The organism is Nostoc sp., assembly GCF_036919495.1.
Classification (GTDB): Bacteria; Cyanobacteriota; Cyanobacteriia; order Cyanobacteriales; family Nostocaceae; genus Nostoc.
Genome location: NZ_JBALBZ010000134.1, coordinates 101,128 through 120,443 on the forward strand (window position 1 = coordinate 101,128; position 19,316 = coordinate 120,443).

The following is a 19,316-nucleotide window of genomic DNA, read 5'->3' on the forward strand; positions in this document are numbered from 1 at the left end:
TTGTAGACTGGCCACTAGATCGCATTCCCAACTAGAATATGTCATTTACTTCTATACCCTCGCTGCGTGAGCAACAACATCCCCTAATTCGTCAGCTAGCTGATTGTATTGAGGCAGCTTGGCATCAGCACTTGGATATATCGCCATACCATTTGCCTGATGACTTGGGGTATGTGGAAGGTAGACTAGAAGGGGAAAAACTGACGATTGAAAACCGTTGCTATCAAACGCCACAGTTCCGAAAAATGCACTTGGAACTGGCAAAAATCGGAAACATGCTGGATATTTTGCACTGCGTCATGTTTCCCCGTCCAGAATACAACCTGCCGATGTTTGGTTGCGATTTAGTTGGGGGTAGAGGGCAAATTAGTGCAGCGATCGCAGACCTTTCTCCCATCCAATTAGGGCGAACCTTACCAGAATCTTATACTTCTGCGCTGACACAGCTAACAGTGCTTAACTTTTCCCAACCCCGTGAATTACCTGAATGGGGAGATATTTTTTCGGATTTTTGCATCTTTGTGCGCCCCAGTTCCCCAGAAGAAGAAACAATATTTATCTCGCGGGTGCGAGAATTTTTAGATATTCACTGCACCCAAGCGATCGCTTCACATCCAGTTTCATCTGAACAAGTTACACAAAATCTCGCCGGACAACACAACTACTGCACCAAACAGCAGCAAAACGATAAAACCCGCCGTGTACTAGAAAAAGCCTTTGGTTCAGCTTGGGCAGAAAATTACATGACCACAGTTTTATTCGATCTCCCTACTTAATCATCCCCTTATCCTCCTCATCTCCCTCATCTGTAGGCTCTGTTACGTTTTCACGTAATGGATAAATGTAGAATTTATTCAACGAGAGTTTAATGGAGTTCCAAAACAACAACAGGGAGAATAGTAAGGTCTTTGAAGCAAATATCACAAAATGGTTTGTTGTCTTGGTAGGTAGTGCAAGCAACTAGAGAGAGCTAAGTCATTGACCAGAAAGTTAAGGAAACTCTAATGTTAGAAATGCTCAAGTTGACAGATATTTTTTAGTTAATTAATCCTTGATTCACTTAAGGAAGACTAACTTTTGTACCAAGATTGTATCCAGCAAAGGCAACAATCTATTTTTGACGTTTCTTTTCAATTTTGTGACTAACTATAGCCGTAGTGGATGTAGCAGTATACCGCATCATACCAATTTGGGATTTTGTGTAGAGATACGATACATTGCGTCTCTACATCTAGATTCATACTGCTTGTGAATTTTGCTAACGTCCATTGCACTCATGCCTCAATAATACTCAGAGTTATTGAATAGTCAGCTACTATAGCGTTTCTCAGTATCAACACAGACTTAACAAGAACAGCGTCTCTTAAGAGCTAGCGTTGGGGAGTAAGCCTCAGAGCCTCTCTCCTTTTAGGAGAGAGGAATGGAAGTGAGACCAAAATGTATTGCATACAAACGAGAAGCACTATAGAAAACACCATTTTATAAAGCCATAGTGTTGAGCATTCATCACGCAATGGATTTTAAGCGATACCCAGCTTTAAACTACTATTGTTTGTCCTAAGCGGCTGGCTGTTGATTAAAAACCCCTTTTATTTTTACTTCCATCAGCACAATTCAGGTAAATGGGCAACATACTATGTCAAGGGTGACTGAAAAGCCAAAGCCAAGTGAGCAGGCATTTAATCAAGAACAACCTAAGATTTGGTGGGGCATCGCTGTAGCCGTACCAATAGTAATCGCTGCTGGGATACTAGGTACAGCTAAAATCGAGCAGTTAAGAAAATTAACTACATCTGCTCCCGTAATGCCATCTAGCAATAGCATTAGTGCTGTAGGGCGTTTGGAACCGCGAGGCGAAGTTGTTAAATTGTCCGCCCCATCATCAGGATTAGCACCATCGTCACGAATTCAGCAACTTCTGGTGAGAGAGGGTGAACAGGTAAAGCAAGGCCAAATTGTGGCAATTTTAGATAACCGCGATACCCAAATAGCCGGACTACAAGAGGCAAAAGCCAAAGTGCAAGAAGCCCGTGCGAATCTAGCGCAAGTCAAAGCTGGATCTCCAAGAGATATTCAAGCCCAAAGAGCAGTTATTGCTCGCCTACAAGCGCAGTTAATTGGGGAAAGGAATGGAGGGCAAGCAACGATCGCACGGGTTGCAGCCCAGTTAAGTGGTGATAAACTTGTCCAACAAGCAACCGTGAATCGCTTAGAAGCTGAACTCAGTGGGCAAAGAGATGCTCTCAGAGCAACGCTTACACGTACTCAAGCTGAACAGCGCAATGCTCAAGTCGATGCCGGACGGTATGATTATTTATACAAAGAAGGTGCTATTTCTCAGCAAGAGCGGGATAGAAGACGCTTGAGTGCAGTAACTTCTAATCAACAGGTGGCCGAAAGTCAAGCTACGCTAAAGCAAACATTAGCAACTCTACGACAGCAACTTGCCGAAGCCAGAGCTACCCAAATACAAAATTTAGCAACTTTGCAACAGCAGCTAATCGAAGCCAAAGTTAACCGTGATAAAACCGTAGCAACTTTGCAAAGACAAATCGATGAAGAAAAGGCCAAACTGAGCAGAATTTTAGACGTTAGTCCTACCGATGTGCAAGTAGCGCAAGCCCAAGTTAGTAATGCGATCGCAAATATTAGAAAAGCCGAAGCAGAACTAAAGTTAAGCTACGTTCAAGCACCAATCGCTGGAGAGATTTTAAAAGTTTACACCAAATCAGGCGAAGCGATCGGTGCAAATGGCATTGCTGAAATTGGTCAAACTAGCCAAATGTTTGTGATTGCTGAAGTCCCTGAAGATACTATTGGTAAAGTGCGTATTGGTCAAAATGCCACTATCACCAGCGACAATGAAGCATTTAGCGGCGAATTAAAAGGAACTGTTACTGAAATTGGTAGAAAAATTGGTAAAAAAGATGTACTGAATACAGATCCAGCAGCAGATGTGGATGCCAGAGTCGTAGAAGTGAAAATTGCTCTAACTCCAGAAGATAGCCAGAAAGTTTCTGGTTTAACTTACGCTAAGGTAGTTGTCGAAATTAGTAAATAATTAAGTTATAGGTGAGCATTAATATCAGTTTATGATTTGATATTTTGGATTTAAATACTCTGAATTAAGCTGCCTAATGAATTTTCAGCATTCTATAAATTCGATTCCATCGTCATTACGAATTACGTAGCTTGCTTCTCGCCTTCTCTACGAGACGCTACGCGAATGGCGAGTATTACGAATTATTTTAACTATGCTTGGATATCTATAAGATGAGTCAAAAAATACCTCTGTCGTGGCTACAACTGACAAGAGAAAAAACTCGCCTAGCTGTAGCTTTAGCAGGAATTGCTTTTGCTGATATTTTGATGTTTATGCAACTTGGCTTCCGGGATGCTCTTTACTATAGTAACGTTCGATTCCATAACAGCTTGCAAGGCGATATTGTTTTAATTAACAGTCAATCTAGCGCTATCCTGGCGATGAGGGGTTTTTCTCAACGACGTTTATATAAAGCTTTAGAATTACCCGCAGTCCAATCAGTATATCCGATATATTTGGACTTTACAATCTGGAAAAATCCTGTAACAGGCCGTCCTCGTAGTATCTTAATATTTGGAATGAACCCAGAAAGTAACCTAGTTAATTTACCTGGTGTTCAAGAGAATTTAGATAAACTTAAATTACCTGATGTAGTTTTATTTGATCGTTCTTCTCGGCTAGAATATGGCCCAATTGTTACTAATTATGAACAAGGAAAGACTGTAACAGCAGAAGTACGAAGGCGGCGAATTAAAGTAGAAGGACTATTTACATTAGGTGCATCATTTGGTGCAGATGGAAATTTAATTACAAGTGATATTAACTTTCTGCGAATATTCAGCAATCGTCAACCAGGATTAATTGATATCGGACTGATTAGATTAAAGCCAGGAGCAGATACTAATGTTGTTGCCCAACAGCTACGAAAGTATTTACCTAAAGAGGTAAATGTTTTAACTAAGCAAGAATTTATTGATTTTGAGCGGAATTATTGGGCAAATAGTACAGCAATTGGATTTATTTTCACATTAGGGACTGTCATGGGTTTCATTGTAGGGACTGTGATTGTTTATCAAATCCTTTATACAGAAGTTGCAGATCATTTAGCTGAGTACGCTACTCTCAAGGCAATAGGCTACACACAAAACTATTTATTGACAGTCATTCTTCAAGAGGCTTTGTTGTTAGCAGTTTTAGGATACTTTCCTGGAATAATTTTTACTTTATTTATGTATAATAGCGCCCGAAATGCAACACTTTTACCAGTTTTTATGAGCTTTGATCGGGCAGTAATGGTGTTGATATTGACTATGTTAATGTGCATTATTTCTGGTGCGATCGCAGTCCGCAAATTAAGTTCTGCCGATCCAGCAGATATATTTTAATTAAGTCAATATTAATTAAAATAAATTATTGATAACTATAGTTTATAATCAATAATTAAGAAAGCTTGATTTTTGATAAGCGCTACAGTTACGTTTCAAAACTGTTAACTTGTAACTAATAAGAATATGATAGAAAAAGAACCTGTAATTGCCATTAAAAATCTCAACCACTACTATGGCAAAGGGTCACTGAGAAAACAGATATTATTTGACATCAATCTAGAAATTTATCCAGGTGAAATTGTAATTATGACCGGGCCATCAGGTTCAGGTAAAACAACATTACTGAGTTTAATTGGTGGTTTGCGGTCTGTACAAGAAGGAAGTTTAAAATTTTTAGGTGAAGAACTCTTTGGCGTCAATCAAAACAAACTGGTGCAGATGCGGCGCAACATTGGTTATATTTTCCAAGCTCACAATTTGCTAGGGTTCTTGACAGCAAAGCAAAATGTGCAAATGGCTGTAGAATTGAATGATAATATTTCTAAAACAGAAGCAGTAGCTAAATCAAAAGCCATGCTGGGGTCTGTTGGTCTAGAAGAACGAGTTGATTACTACCCAGATAATCTTTCTGGTGGACAGAAACAAAGAATTGCGATCGCTCGCGCCTTAGTGAATCGTCCCCCACTGGTGCTAGCAGACGAACCGACAGCAGCATTAGACAAACAATCAGGACGCGATGTCGTAGAAATAATGCAGAGTTTAGCCAAAAATCAAGGAACTACTATCTTATTAGTGACACACGATAACCGCATTTTAGATATAGCCGATCGCATCGTAGAAATGGAAGATGGTCTTTTAACCCGCAATTCCCCCAATGTAGTTATTCAGCCATGATTTTAGTCATTAGTCATTTGTCCTTTGTAAATGACTAATGACCAATGACCAATGACTAATAACAACCATAATTTATTATCTAGCCGAGCCTGATTTTTTCATTCCAGGTTGGTTTGGCGGAGTTGGAGCATTTGGTTGACGACTAGTACGAAAAGTCACATTCACGCCTTCATTTGATTGTTCTAGCACCAGTAGAGGCGTAGGTTTAGCCTTCTGATCCCAATGCATAGTAGCAATCCGACCTTGAATTGTTGGTTGCCAACTATCATCATTTTCTATGGGGCTTAGGTAAGTTTCTATACAGTCAATAATTTGACTAATAGTTGCAGAAGTCGCCTGCGTTGGTAACTTCATTAACCGGATTTGAATCCGAAATAGTACTTTTTTAGCAGTGTTCGGTGGAGTACCAGTTTCATACTCTACATCAAAAACTTCATCTACTTGCCGTCCAGCGCTATTAGCAATTCCAACTGATCCGAGTTGTGCTTGATTTGGACGCAGGGCTTGAGTAACTTTTTCTTTGATCTGAATCTTTACTTGATTAAGGATTGCAAAATGAAACACCTCTTCTGCCATCCGCATTCGCAGATAATCCAGGTTAAAGTCCCGTGAGTTGACCAAATCGGGATTAGTTTCCATTTTGCGAATCGTTTCCAGCGCCAGCTTAAATTTTTTCTCTAATTCTCGCGCACGAAATTGTTCAAACTTAAGTTTTTTCTCCAGCTTATCCTTCTGGAGCTTACTATACACAATCAAAGCAATCACCGCTAAAGCCAGCCCTCCAAAAGTTGCCAGAAATAATACTGGTATTTGAGGATTACTTGCTGGCACTTCCTGGGATGCTTTTTTAGGCTTTCCTGGGGTTTGGGCAAGAAATATCGAAGTGGACATGGTTGGAAACTGAAAAACTTAACTCCTGATGTTTAGGATGCCCAAATCTTCAATGTCATCTTGCTGTATGATTAATATTTTTTACAGCCTTTTACAAACCACCTATGTCCAGACACCAGAGTATCCCTGCCCTGTCTGAGTTTTCATCTACAAGCTTTAGCAATATTCGTCTGATAGCCACAGATATGGATGGCACTTTGACTAGACGAGGAAAATTTACTCCTGCACTGCTGCAAGCTCTAGAGGATTTAGCGGCAGCTGACATTAAGGTAATGATTGTCACAGGACGTTCTGCTGGGTGGGTGAGTGGATTGAGTGCGATTATGCCAGTGGCAGGTGCTATGGCAGAAAATGGTGGTTTGTACTTTCCGCCTGGAAACCAGAAACCAGTAGTCTTAACACCCATTCTCGATTTAGTTAAACATCGCCAGCACTTGGCTACGACTTTTGAGAATTTACAAACTAAATTTCCCCAAATCCAAGAATCTGCTGATAATCGCTTTCGCATCACCGATTGGACTTTTGATGTAGCTGGTTTGCATCAAGAGGAACTACAAACCTTAGAGAATCTTTGTCAACAAATGGGTTGGGGATTTACCTATAGCAACGTGCAGTGTCACATTAAACCTCAAGGGCAAGATAAAGCTGTAGGATTATTGCAAGTATTGCGCGAATATTTGCCCCAGTACTCACCAGAACAAATTGTCACTGTTGGCGATAGCCCCAATGATGAAAGCTTATTTGATCGGCGTTATTTTCCTGTTTCTGTAGGCGTGGCAAACGTGCTGGAATATGTGAATCAATTGAAATATCACCCTGCTTATATTACTAACGCTGCCGAAGGCGAAGGATTTTGTGAGTTATCTAGTTATATTTTGAAAAGATTGCACATCCCAAGTTAGCCAGAAGTAGAGTTGTTCTACAATAATCTCGTAGCACTGATTTTACAACCATGACGGCTACTGTACCTGTTAGTGTCGAATCAGAAATCTTCTACCCCAGTGCTGATGGTCAACCAGTAGCAGAAACCTACGACCACCTTTTTCCAATTTATTGATGAGTAATAATCCTCATTAATAGTTCTGCCAAATTGTTGAGTAGGCAGCGCTATTTTCTTGGACTCACTTGGTCAACCAACTAGAACTATTCAGAATATGCTAACCTAGTAAAGTTAACTAATCTCGCACATCTGAGAATTCGGGTGTTTCCCAGTTGGGAAATGCACTTGGATGGAGGTTTAACCCGAATCGGAGTTAGAAAATATATGCCAGTAGTTTCATTGGCTCAAATGATGGAGTCAGGGGTTCACTTTGGGCATCAGACCCGGCGTTGGAACCCAAAAATGTCTCCTTACATTTATACTTCCCGCAATGGTGTGCATATCATCGACTTGGTGCAAACTGCCCAGTTGATGGATAATGCTTACAACTACATGCGATCGCACGCAGAACAAGGGAAGAAATTTCTTTTTGTCGGCACCAAGCGCCAAGCAGCTGGAATTATTGCCCAAGAAGCTACCCGTTGTGGTTCCCACTATATTAACCAACGCTGGTTGGGCGGAATGTTGACCAACTGGGCAACCATCAAAACACGGGTAGACCGTCTGAAAGATTTAGAACGCCGTGAAGAAACTGGCGCACTAGATTTATTACCGAAAAAAGAAGCATCAATGCTACGTCGGGAAATGACGAAGCTCCAAAAATACTTGGGCGGCATTAAAACAATGCGGAAAGTACCCGATATCGTGGTGATTGTAGACCAACGCCGGGAATATAACGCAGTTCAAGAATGCCAAAAGCTAAGTATTCCTATTGTGTCCATGCTGGATACAAACTGTGACCCAGATGTAGTAGATATCCCCATTCCAGCAAACGACGATGCTATCAGGTCAATTAAGCTAATAGTTGGAAAATTGGCGGATGCCATTTATGAAGGTCGTCACGGTCAGCTTGAGGCTGAAGATGATTACGAAGATTACGACGGCAGTGAGTATGACGATGACTACGAAGAAACCGAATATACTGACGCCGTAATTCCCGACGAGGAAGCAACAGAGGAATAAGTAAAGCAGGGGTGAATTGTCCGAAGGAGGGCGGTGGCTGAAGAGTAGCAGCAAGCCGCCCTAGCCTGCGGCAAATCGTAGGTTAAGGTAGAGGCGAAAAAACTCATACCTCACATAACTTCATTATTTTTTCTACCCCAGCCCTGAGTAAGATAGAAATACTCAACACCCGTGAGCGATTACAACTCGAGGTCAAGTTAGGAATTGAGGCAACATGGCGGAAATATCTGCAAAACTCGTCCAAGAGCTACGCCAAAAAACTGGTGCCGGCATGATGGACTGCAAAAAGGCGCTGATAGAGACTGATGGTAACGTAGAAGAAGCCATAGACTGGCTACGGAAAAAGGGCATCTCTAAGGCGGGCGCAAAAAGCGATCGCGTTGCGGCAGAAGGGCTAGTAGAAACTTACATTCAGCCCGGTGGTCGGGTAGGTGTACTCATAGAAGTCAACTGCCAAACCGATTTTGTTGCTCGTAACGAGGCTTTTAAAGCTTTAGTTAAAAACCTAGCAAAGCAAGCAGCGACTGCTAATAGTGTTGAGTCTTTGTTGGCTCAACAGTATATTGAAAATGAAAGTGCAACTGTAGAAGAATTCATCAAGCAAACTATTGCTACGCTCGGTGAAAACATCCAAGTGCGTCGCTTTATCAATTTTGCCCTAGCAGAAGGCACACAAGGTGTAGTAGACAGCTATATTCACACTGGCGGTAGAGTTGGTGTATTGGTAGAACTGGCTTCTCAAAGTGAGTCAGTGGCTACCAATCAAGAGTTCCAAAGCTTGGCACGGAATACTGCAATGCAAGTTGCGGCTTGTCCAAATGTCGAGTATGTGAGCGTAGACCAAATCCCTGCCGAAGTTGCCCAAAAGGAAAAAGATATTGAAATGGGCAAGGATGATTTGGCAAACAAGCCAGATAACATCAAAGAAAAGATTGTTCAGGGACGGATTGAAAAACGCCTGAAAGAATTGACTTTGCTCGATCAACCTTACATTCGGGATCAGAGTATTTCTGTGGAAGACTTGGTGAAGCAAGTGAAGGGGCAATTAGGCGAAGAGATTCAAGTGACCCGCTTTGTCCGCTATATACTGGGCGAAGGCATTGAAAAGCAAGAAATTAGCTTTGCTGATGAAGTCGCAGCACAAATGGGTACTAAGTAATATTAGAGACGCGATTAATTGCGTCTGTACAAGAGTTAGGAGTAGAGACGCGATTAATCGCGTCTCTATAAGATAATTTATAACTCATAATTCTTAACTCCTAACTGCTTAAAGGACAGGTCAAGCAAATAGCCTGACCTGTATTTTATTAGTAAAGACGCGAAATATCGTATTTAATTTAAAATATAAAATCCTCTGGAAAGTTATCCTAAAATAAATTCGTACATTTGTACTATGTAATAGTTCACATGGGCAAGAACGAAAAGATATGGCAAGAGCAATCGAGCGAATTGAACGGGATATTGCAGGAATAAAAGAAGCGATTCGGGCGATCGCAGTAGAATTACAAAACGCTTATGCTAGTTATCTAAACACCTTGGGGCTAGCTGTACGAAAACAGTTGATTCTGGCGAGTTACCACCTTTGTACTCAGGGCTATCCTGAAAATTTTCTGAATTTGTCATTGAATCAGCGTCAGCAATTGCAACAAGCCATCCGCAAGTTGGGGCAAGTGGCAGGGGAGAAATTGCTTGCTTGTATTCAAAGTGAGGAAGTTGGGGTAGATGAGGGGGATGAGGGGCATGAGGGAGTAACATCCTCTTTATCTTCTGGACTTATGGATACCTCTAATTCTCAGTCTTTCAGCGCCGACACTTCTAATCCTATAGAACTAGTAAAATGGCAACAGAACTTAGAAGAGGTTACGCAAGAGATACTGAAAAAACTGTCGCATGATGCTAATGTTTTAATACAAAAATCTGGCGTATTACCTAAAAAATTACCAGAACCGATTTTAGCAGCTGCGGCTGCGGCTGCATCAGAAGCGTCTGGTGAGGTAATGCCAGGGCCACCCAACTTATTAAACTTAGTAATTGAAATTGAAAATGAGCAGCAATCAGAAGATTCTGGACTGACGCAAGTTATGGCTATTAACCTGCGACTAGGAGAAATTGAATTTGCTGATGTGGCACTCTCCTCTGAGCGCAGGCAAATCCGCAGTATTTTAGTTCAGCTAAACAAGCTAGGACGAGAGTATCAAAAGAAACATCGAGAAAGAGCGATCGCTGAAGCTGAAGCTGCATGGCGTGCTAGTTGGTTTGAGGATTAGTCATTTGTCCTTTGTCCTTTGTCCAGAGTCAAATGACCAATGACCATGACTAATGACTAATGACTAATGACTAATGACCAATGACTAATGAAAAACCAGATTGGATAAGATTGCACAAAGCCTTGGGAATAGAAGCTGAACGCGGCTTTACAGACTTGATGGGCAGAGAATACCGCTTTAGTGAATTTCTTAGCCTAACTTTGGGCAAATTCCCAGCAGGCTTACCCCAAACTGAACGCCGTCGTTGGCAAGGACTAGCGGTGCAATTTGCTAGTTATCCACATCTAGCACTGGAAGAAAGACAACATTTAGTAGCAGAGACTCGTAGATATCTCTCCCAATTACAGAAAGAAGAGGAAGGGGAGCAGGGGGAGCAGAGGAGCAGAGGAGCAGGGGAGCAAGGGAGAACTTATCAATCCAAAATCCAAGTTGCGCTTCCAGCGCACCAAAGGCGCGACCCAAAATCTAAAATTATCACTGAGGTGAGTCGGAGGCTTGCACCGAACATTGAGCAAAAACTCAGCGATTTACCAGAAATAGGTTTCAAAAAAGCTGATAATTTGGCACGGCTTGGTTTACATACCGTCCGCGATTTGCTTTTTTACTATCCTCGTGACCATATTGATTATGCGCGTCAGGTGAATATCCGCGAGTTACAAGCGGGTGAGACGGTGACAATAGTGGCTACAGTGAAGCGTTGTAACTGCTTTACTAGCCCTAAAAATCAAAAATTATCAATTTTAGAACTGGTAGTAAAAGATAACAGTGGTCAAATCAAAATTGGTCGTTTTTACGCAGGTACACGTTTTAGCAGTCGCGCTTGGCAAGAAAGTTTAAAACGCCGTTATCCAGTTGGTAGTATTTTAGCGGCGTGTGGGTTGGTGAAAGAAAGTAAATACGGCTTGACGCTTGATAATCCAGAACTAGAGGTTTTGGCAAATCCAGGAGATTCGATTGAGTCGCTAAATATTGGGCGGGTAGTGCCAATTTATGGACTGACAGAAGGGGTGGTGGCAAATACAGTACGACAGGCGGTAATAGCTGCTTTACCTGCTGCTGCCAACTTGAAAGACCCTTTGCCAAGTGGTTTACGACAAAAGTATGGTTTGATGGAATTGAAAGATGCGATCGCTAACATCCACTTTCCCAGTGATAGCGCCGCCTTACAAGTTGCCCGTCGTCGCCTAGTTTTTGACGAATTTTTCTACCTACAACTTGGGTTACTGCAACGTCAGCAGCAAGCAAGGGCGATTCAAACCAGCGCCATACTAGTTCCACGCGGTCAACTTGTAGAAAAATTCCACGAAATACTGCCTTTTCAACTCACTGGCGCACAACAACGAGTTCTCAACGATATCCTCAACGACTTGCAAAAACCTGTACCAATGAATCGTTTGGTACAAGGTGATGTCGGTTCTGGTAAAACAGTTGTTGCCGTGCTAGCTATCCTCGCAGCAATTCAATCTGGCTATCAAGCGGCGCTGATGGCTCCCACAGAAGTTTTGGCAGAACAACATTATCGCAAGTTAGTTAGTTGGTTTAACCTCTTACATTTACCAGTGGAATTACTGACAGGTTCTACTAAAACTGTTAAACGAAGACAAATACATTCTCAGTTAGGAACTGGTGAATTACCTCTGTTAGTGGGAACCCATGCCTTAATTCAAGACCCCGTAAATTTTCATCAACTTGGGTTAGTGGTGATTGATGAGCAGCATCGTTTTGGGGTAGAACAACGGGCGCGTTTGCAGCAAAAAGGTGAGCAACCCCATGTGTTAACTATGACAGCTACTCCGATTCCCAGAACCTTAGCACTGACGATACACGGGGATTTGGATGTGAGCCAGATTGATGAGTTACCGCCAGGACGACAAAAGATTCAGACAACAGTATTGTCAGGTCAGCAACGCAACCATGCTTACGACCTCATCCGCCGAGAAATTGCCCAAGGTAGACAAGTTTATGTGGTTTTGCCTTTGGTAGAAGAATCAGAAAAACTGGATCTGCGATCGGCAACTGAGGAGCATCAAAAGTTACAAGAAAGCGTTTTTCCCGATTTTCAAGTCGGGCTGCTGCACGGTCGTATGAGTTCAGCAGATAAGGATGAAGCAATAACCAAATTCCGCGATAACCAAACACAGGTTTTGGTTTCTACTACCGTTGTTGAGGTGGGCGTAGATGTATCTAATGCTACAGTGATGCTCATTGAAAATGCGGAGCGATTTGGCTTATCACAACTGCATCAACTGCGCGGGCGTGTCGGTCGTGGCGCGGCTCAATCTTACTGTTTATTGATGAGCAGTTCTAGAAGTCCTGATGCTCAACAACGGTTGAAGGTATTGGAACAATCTCAGGATGGTTTTTTCATTTCTGAGATGGATATGCGTTTTCGTGGGCCAGGGCAAGTACTGGGAACTCGTCAATCAGGAGTGCCAGATTTTACCTTAGCGAGTTTGGTTGAGGATGAAGAAGTTTTGCTTTTAGCGCGGCAAGCAGCAGAAAAAATAATAGAGATGGATGTTACTTTAGAGCGCTGGTATTTGATGAAAGAAGAATTGAAATATCGGTATGAGCGATTGATGGGTGGGGCTATTTTGACATAATATATCTAAGTAAATTTGTATTTCAGCGAAGTAAAAATACCTTAATGGCAATACCTTTTACAGATCGGGAAATGGAAAAAGCATGGTCTCAAAATCTGTGTGCTTATAAAAATTCTCAGGAAACATCTCGAACTAACGCCCATCGATTACTCTTATTTTATGCCGTTGAATGTGGTCTTAAGACAATCTTAATGAAGAGGAAAGGTCATAAGCGTAGTGATTTTTGTACAGATATTGCTGAATGTCAACATAATATAAATAAGTTATTAGACTGTTTAGGTGCAGGAGGGTCTTTAAATCTACCTGAAATATTTATTGGGGAAGTATTCGATACTAGGAATAATAAGGAAGAGAGAAAATTAAATAGTGGACAGATTAACCAAATGTGGCGGTATGGAGGAAAAGTAATTTCTATAGTTACTCAAAAACAAAAAGCAAGCGATGAAGATATAGAGAATAAACTATTAGCAATATCAAAATGGATTGTGGGAGAAATTGAAAGACTATGAATGCACCAAAATCGCCAAAATTACTCACATGGCTTGATGTCAAGAGAACTATTGGACATAAAACTAATTATGGTACTAAATTACCAGAAGGGGTAGTAAAAATTCGCTGTTACTCAGATGCTTTAGAAATATATCTAATTAGTGATCAAAACAGAAAAAATGCTGAGGACGCTTTAAGAGAATGGTTCAAAGATTGGTATCAAGAAGAGTCATCTGTGATTTATTTTACCCTTGGTGATGCTACATTATCTGTAGAATTTTTCTCTGGAGACGAAGTTTACAAAACTGATGTTGATGTGCGTCCATTCTGGAGCTTAGTTCTGGAACAAATTGCTAGAGTAGCACCGTCAGAGTCAACTGTAGATGATGAAAGATATTACGATCCATCTTTGATCGTTAGTATGCTAACGGAAGAATTGAGATTATCACCTGCGTTTGAATATGAATTGGAGCGATTGGAATCGGTTTATTTGCAGTCAGAAAAAGAGAGTGTAGATTCTACAAGATTGCAGATAAAAGAAACATTTTTTGCTGAGGAATTACTTTATATAAATAAGTGGGATGAGGCACGATCAAAATTAAGTTCAACTTCACTTATGAGAGTTGCCAGAGAGTGGGCAGAAGGACAGTTGGTAACTACTATGAGTGAGGACTCAAGGTTAAAACCTACTGAAGAAAAAGATATACTTGCAGAAGCTCGCCAACTTAGGGATGTATGCCAGCGCTACGAATATGCTGAAGAAGGGCAAGGGGAAGATTTATTAGTCACAGAACCCCTGAGAAATTTAGCAACTAATTTTCGAGAGGAATTGCCTCGTGTAGTATCCATTGGTGCCAAGGGAGCAGGCAAAACTTTTAATTACATTCAATTATCACGTTTTAAATATTGGGAAAGTTTTTTAAATCGTATACATAGGAAAGATCCAGAATTAGAACCAGAAATATATATTTTTCCTCTCCTTCAATCAGGAAAACTGGGTGATAATGCTAGGCGTGTTATCAATGAAGCTAGAAGTGAGGTTAGAGCAACTTTATCTCATAGTGTTCCTGAATTTATACATTCTGAGTATGTAGATAGGATTAAAAGGGTGCTTGCAGAAGAAAACTGGAGTGAGCCACAATGGACGGAATTTTGGATTAAAGAAATTGCTAGAACTGTAGGTATTGACTCCAACACAGAAACTGCTAAGAGTCTTGGCAGCATAAATCGTGAGTTAAAACATAAAGGATTACGTATAGTTTTTCTTTTTGATGGTTTAGAAGATATTTTTCAGAATATTGCCTCTAGTAATCAAGAGAAGATAGCCTTAAAAGCTTTGATTGAAGACTTGCCAAATAAACTTTCGGAAATCAGGGAATCTAATTTGGGAGTGATAATTTTCCTGCGCCGTGATTTTCTGCGCTACACAATTACGCAAAATTTGAGGCAGTTTGAGAACCTTTACCGTTCTTATGATTTATCTTGGGATCAAGATTCTTTTGTACGGTTAGTTTTTTGGATATGCAGTGAATCTGAAGTAATAGGTGCAGAAAAATCTAGTATTGACAATTTAAGTCGAGAGGATATTACAGAACAACTACAAAATTTATGGGGTAAAAGACTAGGATCAGATAATGCTAAAGAAGCTTACACAGCTTTCTGGATATTTGCAGCTTTAACAGATTTTAATGGGAGGCTTCAAGCAAGAGATATTGTCCGCTTCTTGTACCACGCGGCAGAAATTACAGTAAATAGAGCTAAAGAAGTGCAATTTGAAAAGTGGTCTAATAGCCGCCTTTTACCTCCTGAAGCAATCCGCCGTGCCCTTAAACCGTGTAGTGAACAGAAGGTGGAAGAAGCCAAGGAAGAATATCCATCTTTCAAAATTTGGGTTGAGGAAATACTACCTAAATATCCTCCTTCTGAACGAAAAATTCCTTTTGCAGTAGAACAGTTTGAGATGGATCAGCTAACAGTAAGAATGCTAGAGGAAATGGGGGTTATTTACGAAGATAAGGAAAAGGATAAGGAAAGACGATTTTATATGCCAGAAATCTTCCGTGAAGGTCTAGGCTTTTCAGGTAAAGGGGCAAGACCTCGCATCGTAGTGTTGAAGCGTAAGGTATTAGGAAAAGGGATTTTGTAATTGTTCCACCTAACTCTTAAATTGCCACTTTTCAATCACGATACTTGCTGCATTTCAGCATAGGCTTCATAAACACCCTTCACGTTGTACCAGTTAAGAAAAATTCGGGCAATTTCTAAAGCTAATTGTGGTTTACCTAAATTAATTAGCCATTGCAATAACGGAGCCATTGTTCGTTCATTCAATGCACCGTTAAGTGAAAGAATACCCCAAAGTAAGCGATGCAGCCAAGTCATTTGAATCATCATTCGCACTTCCCATGTGGGATGCTTCTGATAAAACAAAACTCCCATACGTCCGCGTTGAATTTCTTGGTCAATCAATCGGGGAATTTGCTCTAAATTAAATGCTGGATGCCAGTGATATCCTACGGCTTCTGGACATTTAATTAGTATCAGACCTAGTTTTTTTAGCCGCACACCTAATTCTAAATCTTCCCAGCCATAAAGTTGAAAACTGGTATCAAAAAGTCCGGCTTTCTCTAGCCAATGTTTAGGGATTGCTACATTTCCCGTAGCAAAAAAAGCTGCTGAAAAATCTGTGACTTTGTAGGGTTCAGCCGTTGGGTTATTGAAATTACAAGTATTAATAACTGCACCGTAAGTGAAAAAGCGATCGCTTCCCAATTTCTCCTTTCCCTGTACTAGCGCCTCAGCATGAGCTTGCAAGAAATTCTCCAGCACCACTAAATCGCTATCAATAAAGATAATTGTGTCTCCCAGTGCCTGTTCTACACCCAGATTCCGCGCCGCAGCCGGGCCGGCATGATCTTGCCCAAACCAGCGCACATGGGGAAAATCTTCTTTGTGTCCTGCTAACCACTCCAATGTGCCATCAGTAGAACCATCATCCACCAAGACAATTTCGTAATCAGTAACCGAAGACTTACTCAACTCCTGCGCCTCCAAGGCGCGGAGGCATTTTTCTAAAATCGGTTGGCGATTATAAGTTGGTATCACAACGCTGAAAAACACAGTCTCACCCACAACACAATTTATCTATCTCCAGGATAGGACAGATGGGACGCTGACACTGTTCCTTACATAATTCTGGTTACGGAAATAGTAAATCTGCCCATGATGCAATATTTGCTGGATATTTAAAAGCCAATATATAAATTTACCATATCTAAAACCTGAAATTATACATTTTTCTATGTCTGTAAAAGATTATTTTACTTTTACAGGTACAGGTATTTCTGCTTAACTCATATTACTTTTTTCAAGATGGCTTTTTAGTAAACAATAACAGTTGATAAATTCTAATTAATCAGGATATAACCTGTTGTTAATTTTTATTGATTATATTTTAAGACAAACTTATCAAAATTCATGTTTTTAGGTAACTTAAACTGTAAAAAGGTTTTTTGAGTAATGCTTTCACTTCAATGGTGTGGATGTGCAGATGATTCTGCAAAAGTAGTTAATGATTACCAGAAAGCAAAAGTTTTGTGGATAACAGTAGGTTTACTTGCAGTTTTTTTCGTTGCTGAGTGGAGTGTAGGTTTATGGAGTCAAAGTTTATCTTTACAGGCGGATGCAGGACACATTCTATCGGATATTACAGCCTTGGTGATATCGCTCCTTGCTAGTTTTTTAGCACAGCAACCAGCTAAGAAAAAAGCAACATTTGGACATCAGCGTATCGAAGTTTTAGCAGCTTTGGTGAATGGATTAGGTTTACTTGCGATCGCTACTTTTATTCTATTGGAAGCTATTCAACGCTGGCAACATCCAGCAGCAATTTTAGGCTTACCTATGTTAGCAATTGCAGTATTAGGTTTAATCGTCAATCTGCTCAATATTACTTTGCTTCATCCCCACACTCACGACGACTTAAACCTACGGGGAGCTTTGCTTCATGTCATCGCTGATACTGTTAGTTCTGTTGGCGTAATTATAGCTGCTTTAGCAATTCATCTTTGGGATTGGTGGTGGGCAGATGTTGCTATTAGTTTAGTCGTTGCAACTTTTACGGGTTTAAGTGCTTTATCTTTAGTGCAAGAAAGTTTAAAGATTTTTTTAGAGTATGCACCGGAGTCAATAGATCCTGTTGATGTAGAAATATCTCTCAAATCTTTTCCTGGTGTTGTTGAAGTAGAAAAACTCCACATCTGGACGATTAGCTTAGATAAAGTAATACTTTGTGCCAATTTGACAGTTGAATGTGCAACTATCCAAGAATGCGATCGCTTACTTACTAAATTGGAAACTCACATCCAAAAAAGTTTTAATATTGCTGAGATAACTTTGCAGCTAACTAGCTATCAAAAACCTTCAGCGTTGCAAATTCATCCTTTATTTAACCAAGATTTAGTTTTAATGTTATCTGCAAGTAAAAATAATTCAAATAGAAATCATAGTTAAATTATGTATATCACTAATCAATACTATAAACTTTCAAATGATTTCTGCTAAGTTAATCTCTCTATATTTAGTTTTTAAAGACTATTTAAACATAATGCTTATTGGCATTTTTCCCAACTGTCAAAGCATGGAGATATCTACGATGGGCTACGCCTACGTTGATTGCAACTCAGTTATTTACTAAAAAGTTTTCTGATTATGATTTTCATTCAAAAATCCAAAATTATTTCATCGCTGAAACAGTATAAACTTGCCTTGTTTTGGTTTATATCTGGTCTGGTTATGGCAGCTTTGTTGTTCTTTGGAACATCAAATCAACAACCAGCAACCGCCTCTAACCAAAGTCAAGCTACAGCCTCCACTCAATTAGATGTAACTGCTACATACTCAGACTTTGGTGCTAGTCATCTAGAACCAAATTTTTATCAAGATTAACGCCTAACACTTGCTCAATTAACTTTAAGGCACACTGCAATGATTTCATTTTTGCAAAAGTACAAGCGATTTCTAGCCTTTACTATGGCTGGCTTGCTTAGTACCGTTCTACTGGTAGTTGGTAATTCTGTTTTTCAGCCCACTATGGCGGCTGGTAATGGAGTTAACGTAATTATCATGATTGGCGATGGTATGGGTTGGAATATGGCACGGGCCGCAGCCGTTGCCAAAGGCGCTCCTTTTTACACCAGTGGTAAAGGCTCAGGTCTGAGCTTTCAAAAGCTAAGTGGATATGGATTGGTGACTACTTACGGCACAACGATTCAAGGAAATACACCAGCCAATCCAACAGACCAACCCCATCTAACAGGTAACTCTGCTCTGGATGGGTCGAATACATCGACTGCTGTAAGTCCTCTTCGCCCCAACTTTTCATTCCAGCCTACTCCTTTTAACCCTGGCAATCGATCTGATGGTAATAGTTTAGAGAATGGTAATCTCGCGGGTTATGACATCAGTAAGGGCGGCCCTGTTCCTTGGGTTCCTTTGACCCCTGCCAATTCAGGTACTTATGACAGAGATTACATCAAGTACAGTTATCCCGACTCTGCTAATACAGCTACAACTCTGTATACGGGAGTAAAAAGCTTTAACAACGCGATGGGGGTAGACATTTACGAGAAGAAGTTGAAAACCATCCTAGCAGGTTGTCGGAGAACCGCATTTAGTGACACAGTAAGATACCAATGCATCTCAATTCATGCCAAGAACTTTCAAAACGGTTGACTACGA

At 40.6% G+C, this 19,316-nt stretch carries 15 protein-coding genes and 1 pseudogene; 14 read left to right on the forward strand and 2 right to left on the reverse strand.

Annotated elements, in window-relative coordinates:
- The first annotated feature begins 38 nt into the window (after window positions 1–38).
- The 4 genes from V7K25_RS18935 to V7K25_RS18950 all read left to right on the forward strand — a co-directional run bounded on the left by V7K25_RS18935 (window position 39) and on the right by V7K25_RS18950 (window position 5,265).
- Window positions 39–776, forward strand: coding sequence for a phycocyanobilin:ferredoxin oxidoreductase (locus tag V7K25_RS18935; protein ID WP_335160047.1), 738 nt, complete (start codon window positions 39–41; stop codon window positions 774–776).
- Between the two features lie 860 nt (window positions 777–1,636).
- Entirely contained in the window at window positions 1,637–3,061 is a 1,425-nt protein-coding gene (locus V7K25_RS18940) for an HlyD family efflux transporter periplasmic adaptor subunit (RefSeq protein WP_335160048.1), read from the forward strand.
- 212 nt (window positions 3,062–3,273) lie between these two features.
- Window positions 3,274–4,428: an ABC transporter permease DevC gene (devC, locus tag V7K25_RS18945; protein ID WP_335160049.1), complete on the forward strand. Its 1,155-nt coding sequence runs from the start codon at window positions 3,274–3,276 to the stop codon at window positions 4,426–4,428.
- Between the two features lie 126 nt (window positions 4,429–4,554).
- Window positions 4,555–5,265, forward strand: a complete 711-nt coding sequence (locus tag V7K25_RS18950; protein ID WP_335160050.1) for a DevA family ABC transporter ATP-binding protein — start codon at window positions 4,555–4,557, stop codon at window positions 5,263–5,265.
- Between the two features lie 75 nt (window positions 5,266–5,340).
- Here V7K25_RS18950 and V7K25_RS18955 read toward each other — a convergent pair whose 3' ends face one another.
- Window positions 5,341–6,156: a hypothetical protein gene (locus V7K25_RS18955; RefSeq protein WP_335160051.1), complete on the reverse strand. Its 816-nt coding sequence runs from the start codon at window positions 6,154–6,156 to the stop codon at window positions 5,341–5,343.
- 104 nt (window positions 6,157–6,260) lie between these two features.
- On the opposite strand from V7K25_RS18955, the gene V7K25_RS18960 reads away from it, so the two are divergent.
- The 7 genes from V7K25_RS18960 to V7K25_RS18990 all read left to right on the forward strand — a co-directional run bounded on the left by V7K25_RS18960 (window position 6,261) and on the right by V7K25_RS18990 (window position 15,723).
- Window positions 6,261–7,058 (forward strand): HAD family hydrolase, encoded by a 798-nt coding sequence (locus tag V7K25_RS18960; RefSeq protein ID WP_335160052.1) that lies wholly within the window; start codon window positions 6,261–6,263, stop codon window positions 7,056–7,058.
- Between the two features lie 362 nt (window positions 7,059–7,420).
- Entirely contained in the window at window positions 7,421–8,218 is a 798-nt protein-coding gene (gene rpsB / locus V7K25_RS18965; protein ID WP_335160053.1) for a 30S ribosomal protein S2, read from the forward strand.
- Between the two features lie 214 nt (window positions 8,219–8,432).
- A complete protein-coding gene (gene tsf / locus V7K25_RS18970) occupies window positions 8,433–9,377 on the forward strand; it encodes a translation elongation factor Ts (protein ID WP_335160054.1) in 945 nt (314 codons plus the stop codon).
- Between the two features lie 268 nt (window positions 9,378–9,645).
- Window positions 9,646–10,485, forward strand: a complete 840-nt coding sequence (locus V7K25_RS18975) for a hypothetical protein (RefSeq protein ID WP_335160055.1) — start codon at window positions 9,646–9,648, stop codon at window positions 10,483–10,485.
- 80 nt (window positions 10,486–10,565) lie between these two features.
- On the forward strand, window positions 10,566–13,088 hold the full coding sequence (recG, locus tag V7K25_RS18980) for an ATP-dependent DNA helicase RecG (protein WP_335160056.1): 2,523 nt from the start codon (window positions 10,566–10,568) through the stop codon (window positions 13,086–13,088).
- 44 nt (window positions 13,089–13,132) lie between these two features.
- Complete coding sequence (locus V7K25_RS18985) at window positions 13,133–13,597, forward strand: hypothetical protein (RefSeq protein ID WP_335160057.1); 465 nt, start codon at window positions 13,133–13,135, stop codon at window positions 13,595–13,597.
- The gene (locus V7K25_RS18990) at window positions 13,594–15,723 is read left to right on the forward strand and encodes a ParA family protein (protein WP_335160058.1); all 2,130 of its coding nucleotides are present in this window, start codon (window positions 13,594–13,596) and stop codon (window positions 15,721–15,723) included. Before V7K25_RS18985 ends, V7K25_RS18990 begins: the two co-directional genes overlap by 4 nt.
- A 35-nt stretch (window positions 15,724–15,758) precedes the next feature.
- Here V7K25_RS18990 and V7K25_RS18995 read toward each other — a convergent pair whose 3' ends face one another.
- On the reverse strand, window positions 15,759–16,697 hold the full coding sequence (locus tag V7K25_RS18995; RefSeq protein ID WP_335160059.1) for a glycosyltransferase family 2 protein: 939 nt from the start codon (window positions 16,695–16,697) through the stop codon (window positions 15,759–15,761).
- Window positions 16,698–17,096: 399 nt separating this feature from the next.
- Between V7K25_RS18995 and V7K25_RS19000 the strand changes: the two genes are divergently transcribed.
- The 3 genes and pseudogenes from V7K25_RS19000 to V7K25_RS19010 all read left to right on the forward strand — a co-directional run.
- Entirely contained in the window at window positions 17,097–18,089 is a 993-nt protein-coding gene (locus V7K25_RS19000) for a cation diffusion facilitator family transporter (protein ID WP_335160060.1), read from the forward strand.
- A gap of 198 nt (window positions 18,090–18,287) precedes the next feature.
- Window positions 18,288–18,524, forward strand: coding sequence for a hypothetical protein (locus V7K25_RS19005; protein ID WP_335160061.1), 237 nt, complete (start codon window positions 18,288–18,290; stop codon window positions 18,522–18,524).
- 84 nt (window positions 18,525–18,608) lie between these two features.
- Window positions 18,609–19,226: pseudogene (locus V7K25_RS19010) on the forward strand (alkaline phosphatase); the annotation flags it as partial.
- Window positions 19,227–19,316: the final 90 nt, after the last annotated feature.

What these genes read in the sequence shown, in the direction of transcription:
- V7K25_RS18935 (WP_335160047.1), top strand. Translation starts at nt 39, where the DNA reads ATGTCATTTACTTCTATACCCTCGCTGCGTGAGCAACAACATCCCCTA.
- V7K25_RS18940 (WP_335160048.1), top strand. Translation starts at nt 1,637, where the DNA reads ATGTCAAGGGTGACTGAAAAGCCAAAGCCAAGTGAGCAGGCATTTAAT.
- devC (WP_335160049.1), top strand. Translation starts at nt 3,274, where the DNA reads ATGAGTCAAAAAATACCTCTGTCGTGGCTACAACTGACAAGAGAAAAA.
- V7K25_RS18950 (WP_335160050.1), top strand. Translation starts at nt 4,555, where the DNA reads ATGATAGAAAAAGAACCTGTAATTGCCATTAAAAATCTCAACCACTAC.
- V7K25_RS18955 (WP_335160051.1), bottom strand. Translation starts at nt 6,156, where the DNA reads ATGTCCACTTCGATATTTCTTGCCCAAACCCCAGGAAAGCCTAAAAAA.
- V7K25_RS18960 (WP_335160052.1), top strand. Translation starts at nt 6,261, where the DNA reads ATGTCCAGACACCAGAGTATCCCTGCCCTGTCTGAGTTTTCATCTACA.
- rpsB (WP_335160053.1), top strand. Translation starts at nt 7,421, where the DNA reads ATGCCAGTAGTTTCATTGGCTCAAATGATGGAGTCAGGGGTTCACTTT.
- tsf (WP_335160054.1), top strand. Translation starts at nt 8,433, where the DNA reads ATGGCGGAAATATCTGCAAAACTCGTCCAAGAGCTACGCCAAAAAACT.
- V7K25_RS18975 (WP_335160055.1), top strand. Translation starts at nt 9,646, where the DNA reads ATGGCAAGAGCAATCGAGCGAATTGAACGGGATATTGCAGGAATAAAA.
- recG (WP_335160056.1), top strand. Translation starts at nt 10,566, where the DNA reads ATGACTAATGAAAAACCAGATTGGATAAGATTGCACAAAGCCTTGGGA.
- V7K25_RS18985 (WP_335160057.1), top strand. Translation starts at nt 13,133, where the DNA reads ATGGCAATACCTTTTACAGATCGGGAAATGGAAAAAGCATGGTCTCAA.
- V7K25_RS18990 (WP_335160058.1), top strand. Translation starts at nt 13,594, where the DNA reads ATGAATGCACCAAAATCGCCAAAATTACTCACATGGCTTGATGTCAAG.
- V7K25_RS19000 (WP_335160060.1), top strand. Translation starts at nt 17,097, where the DNA reads ATGCTTTCACTTCAATGGTGTGGATGTGCAGATGATTCTGCAAAAGTA.
- V7K25_RS19005 (WP_335160061.1), top strand. Translation starts at nt 18,288, where the DNA reads ATGATTTTCATTCAAAAATCCAAAATTATTTCATCGCTGAAACAGTAT.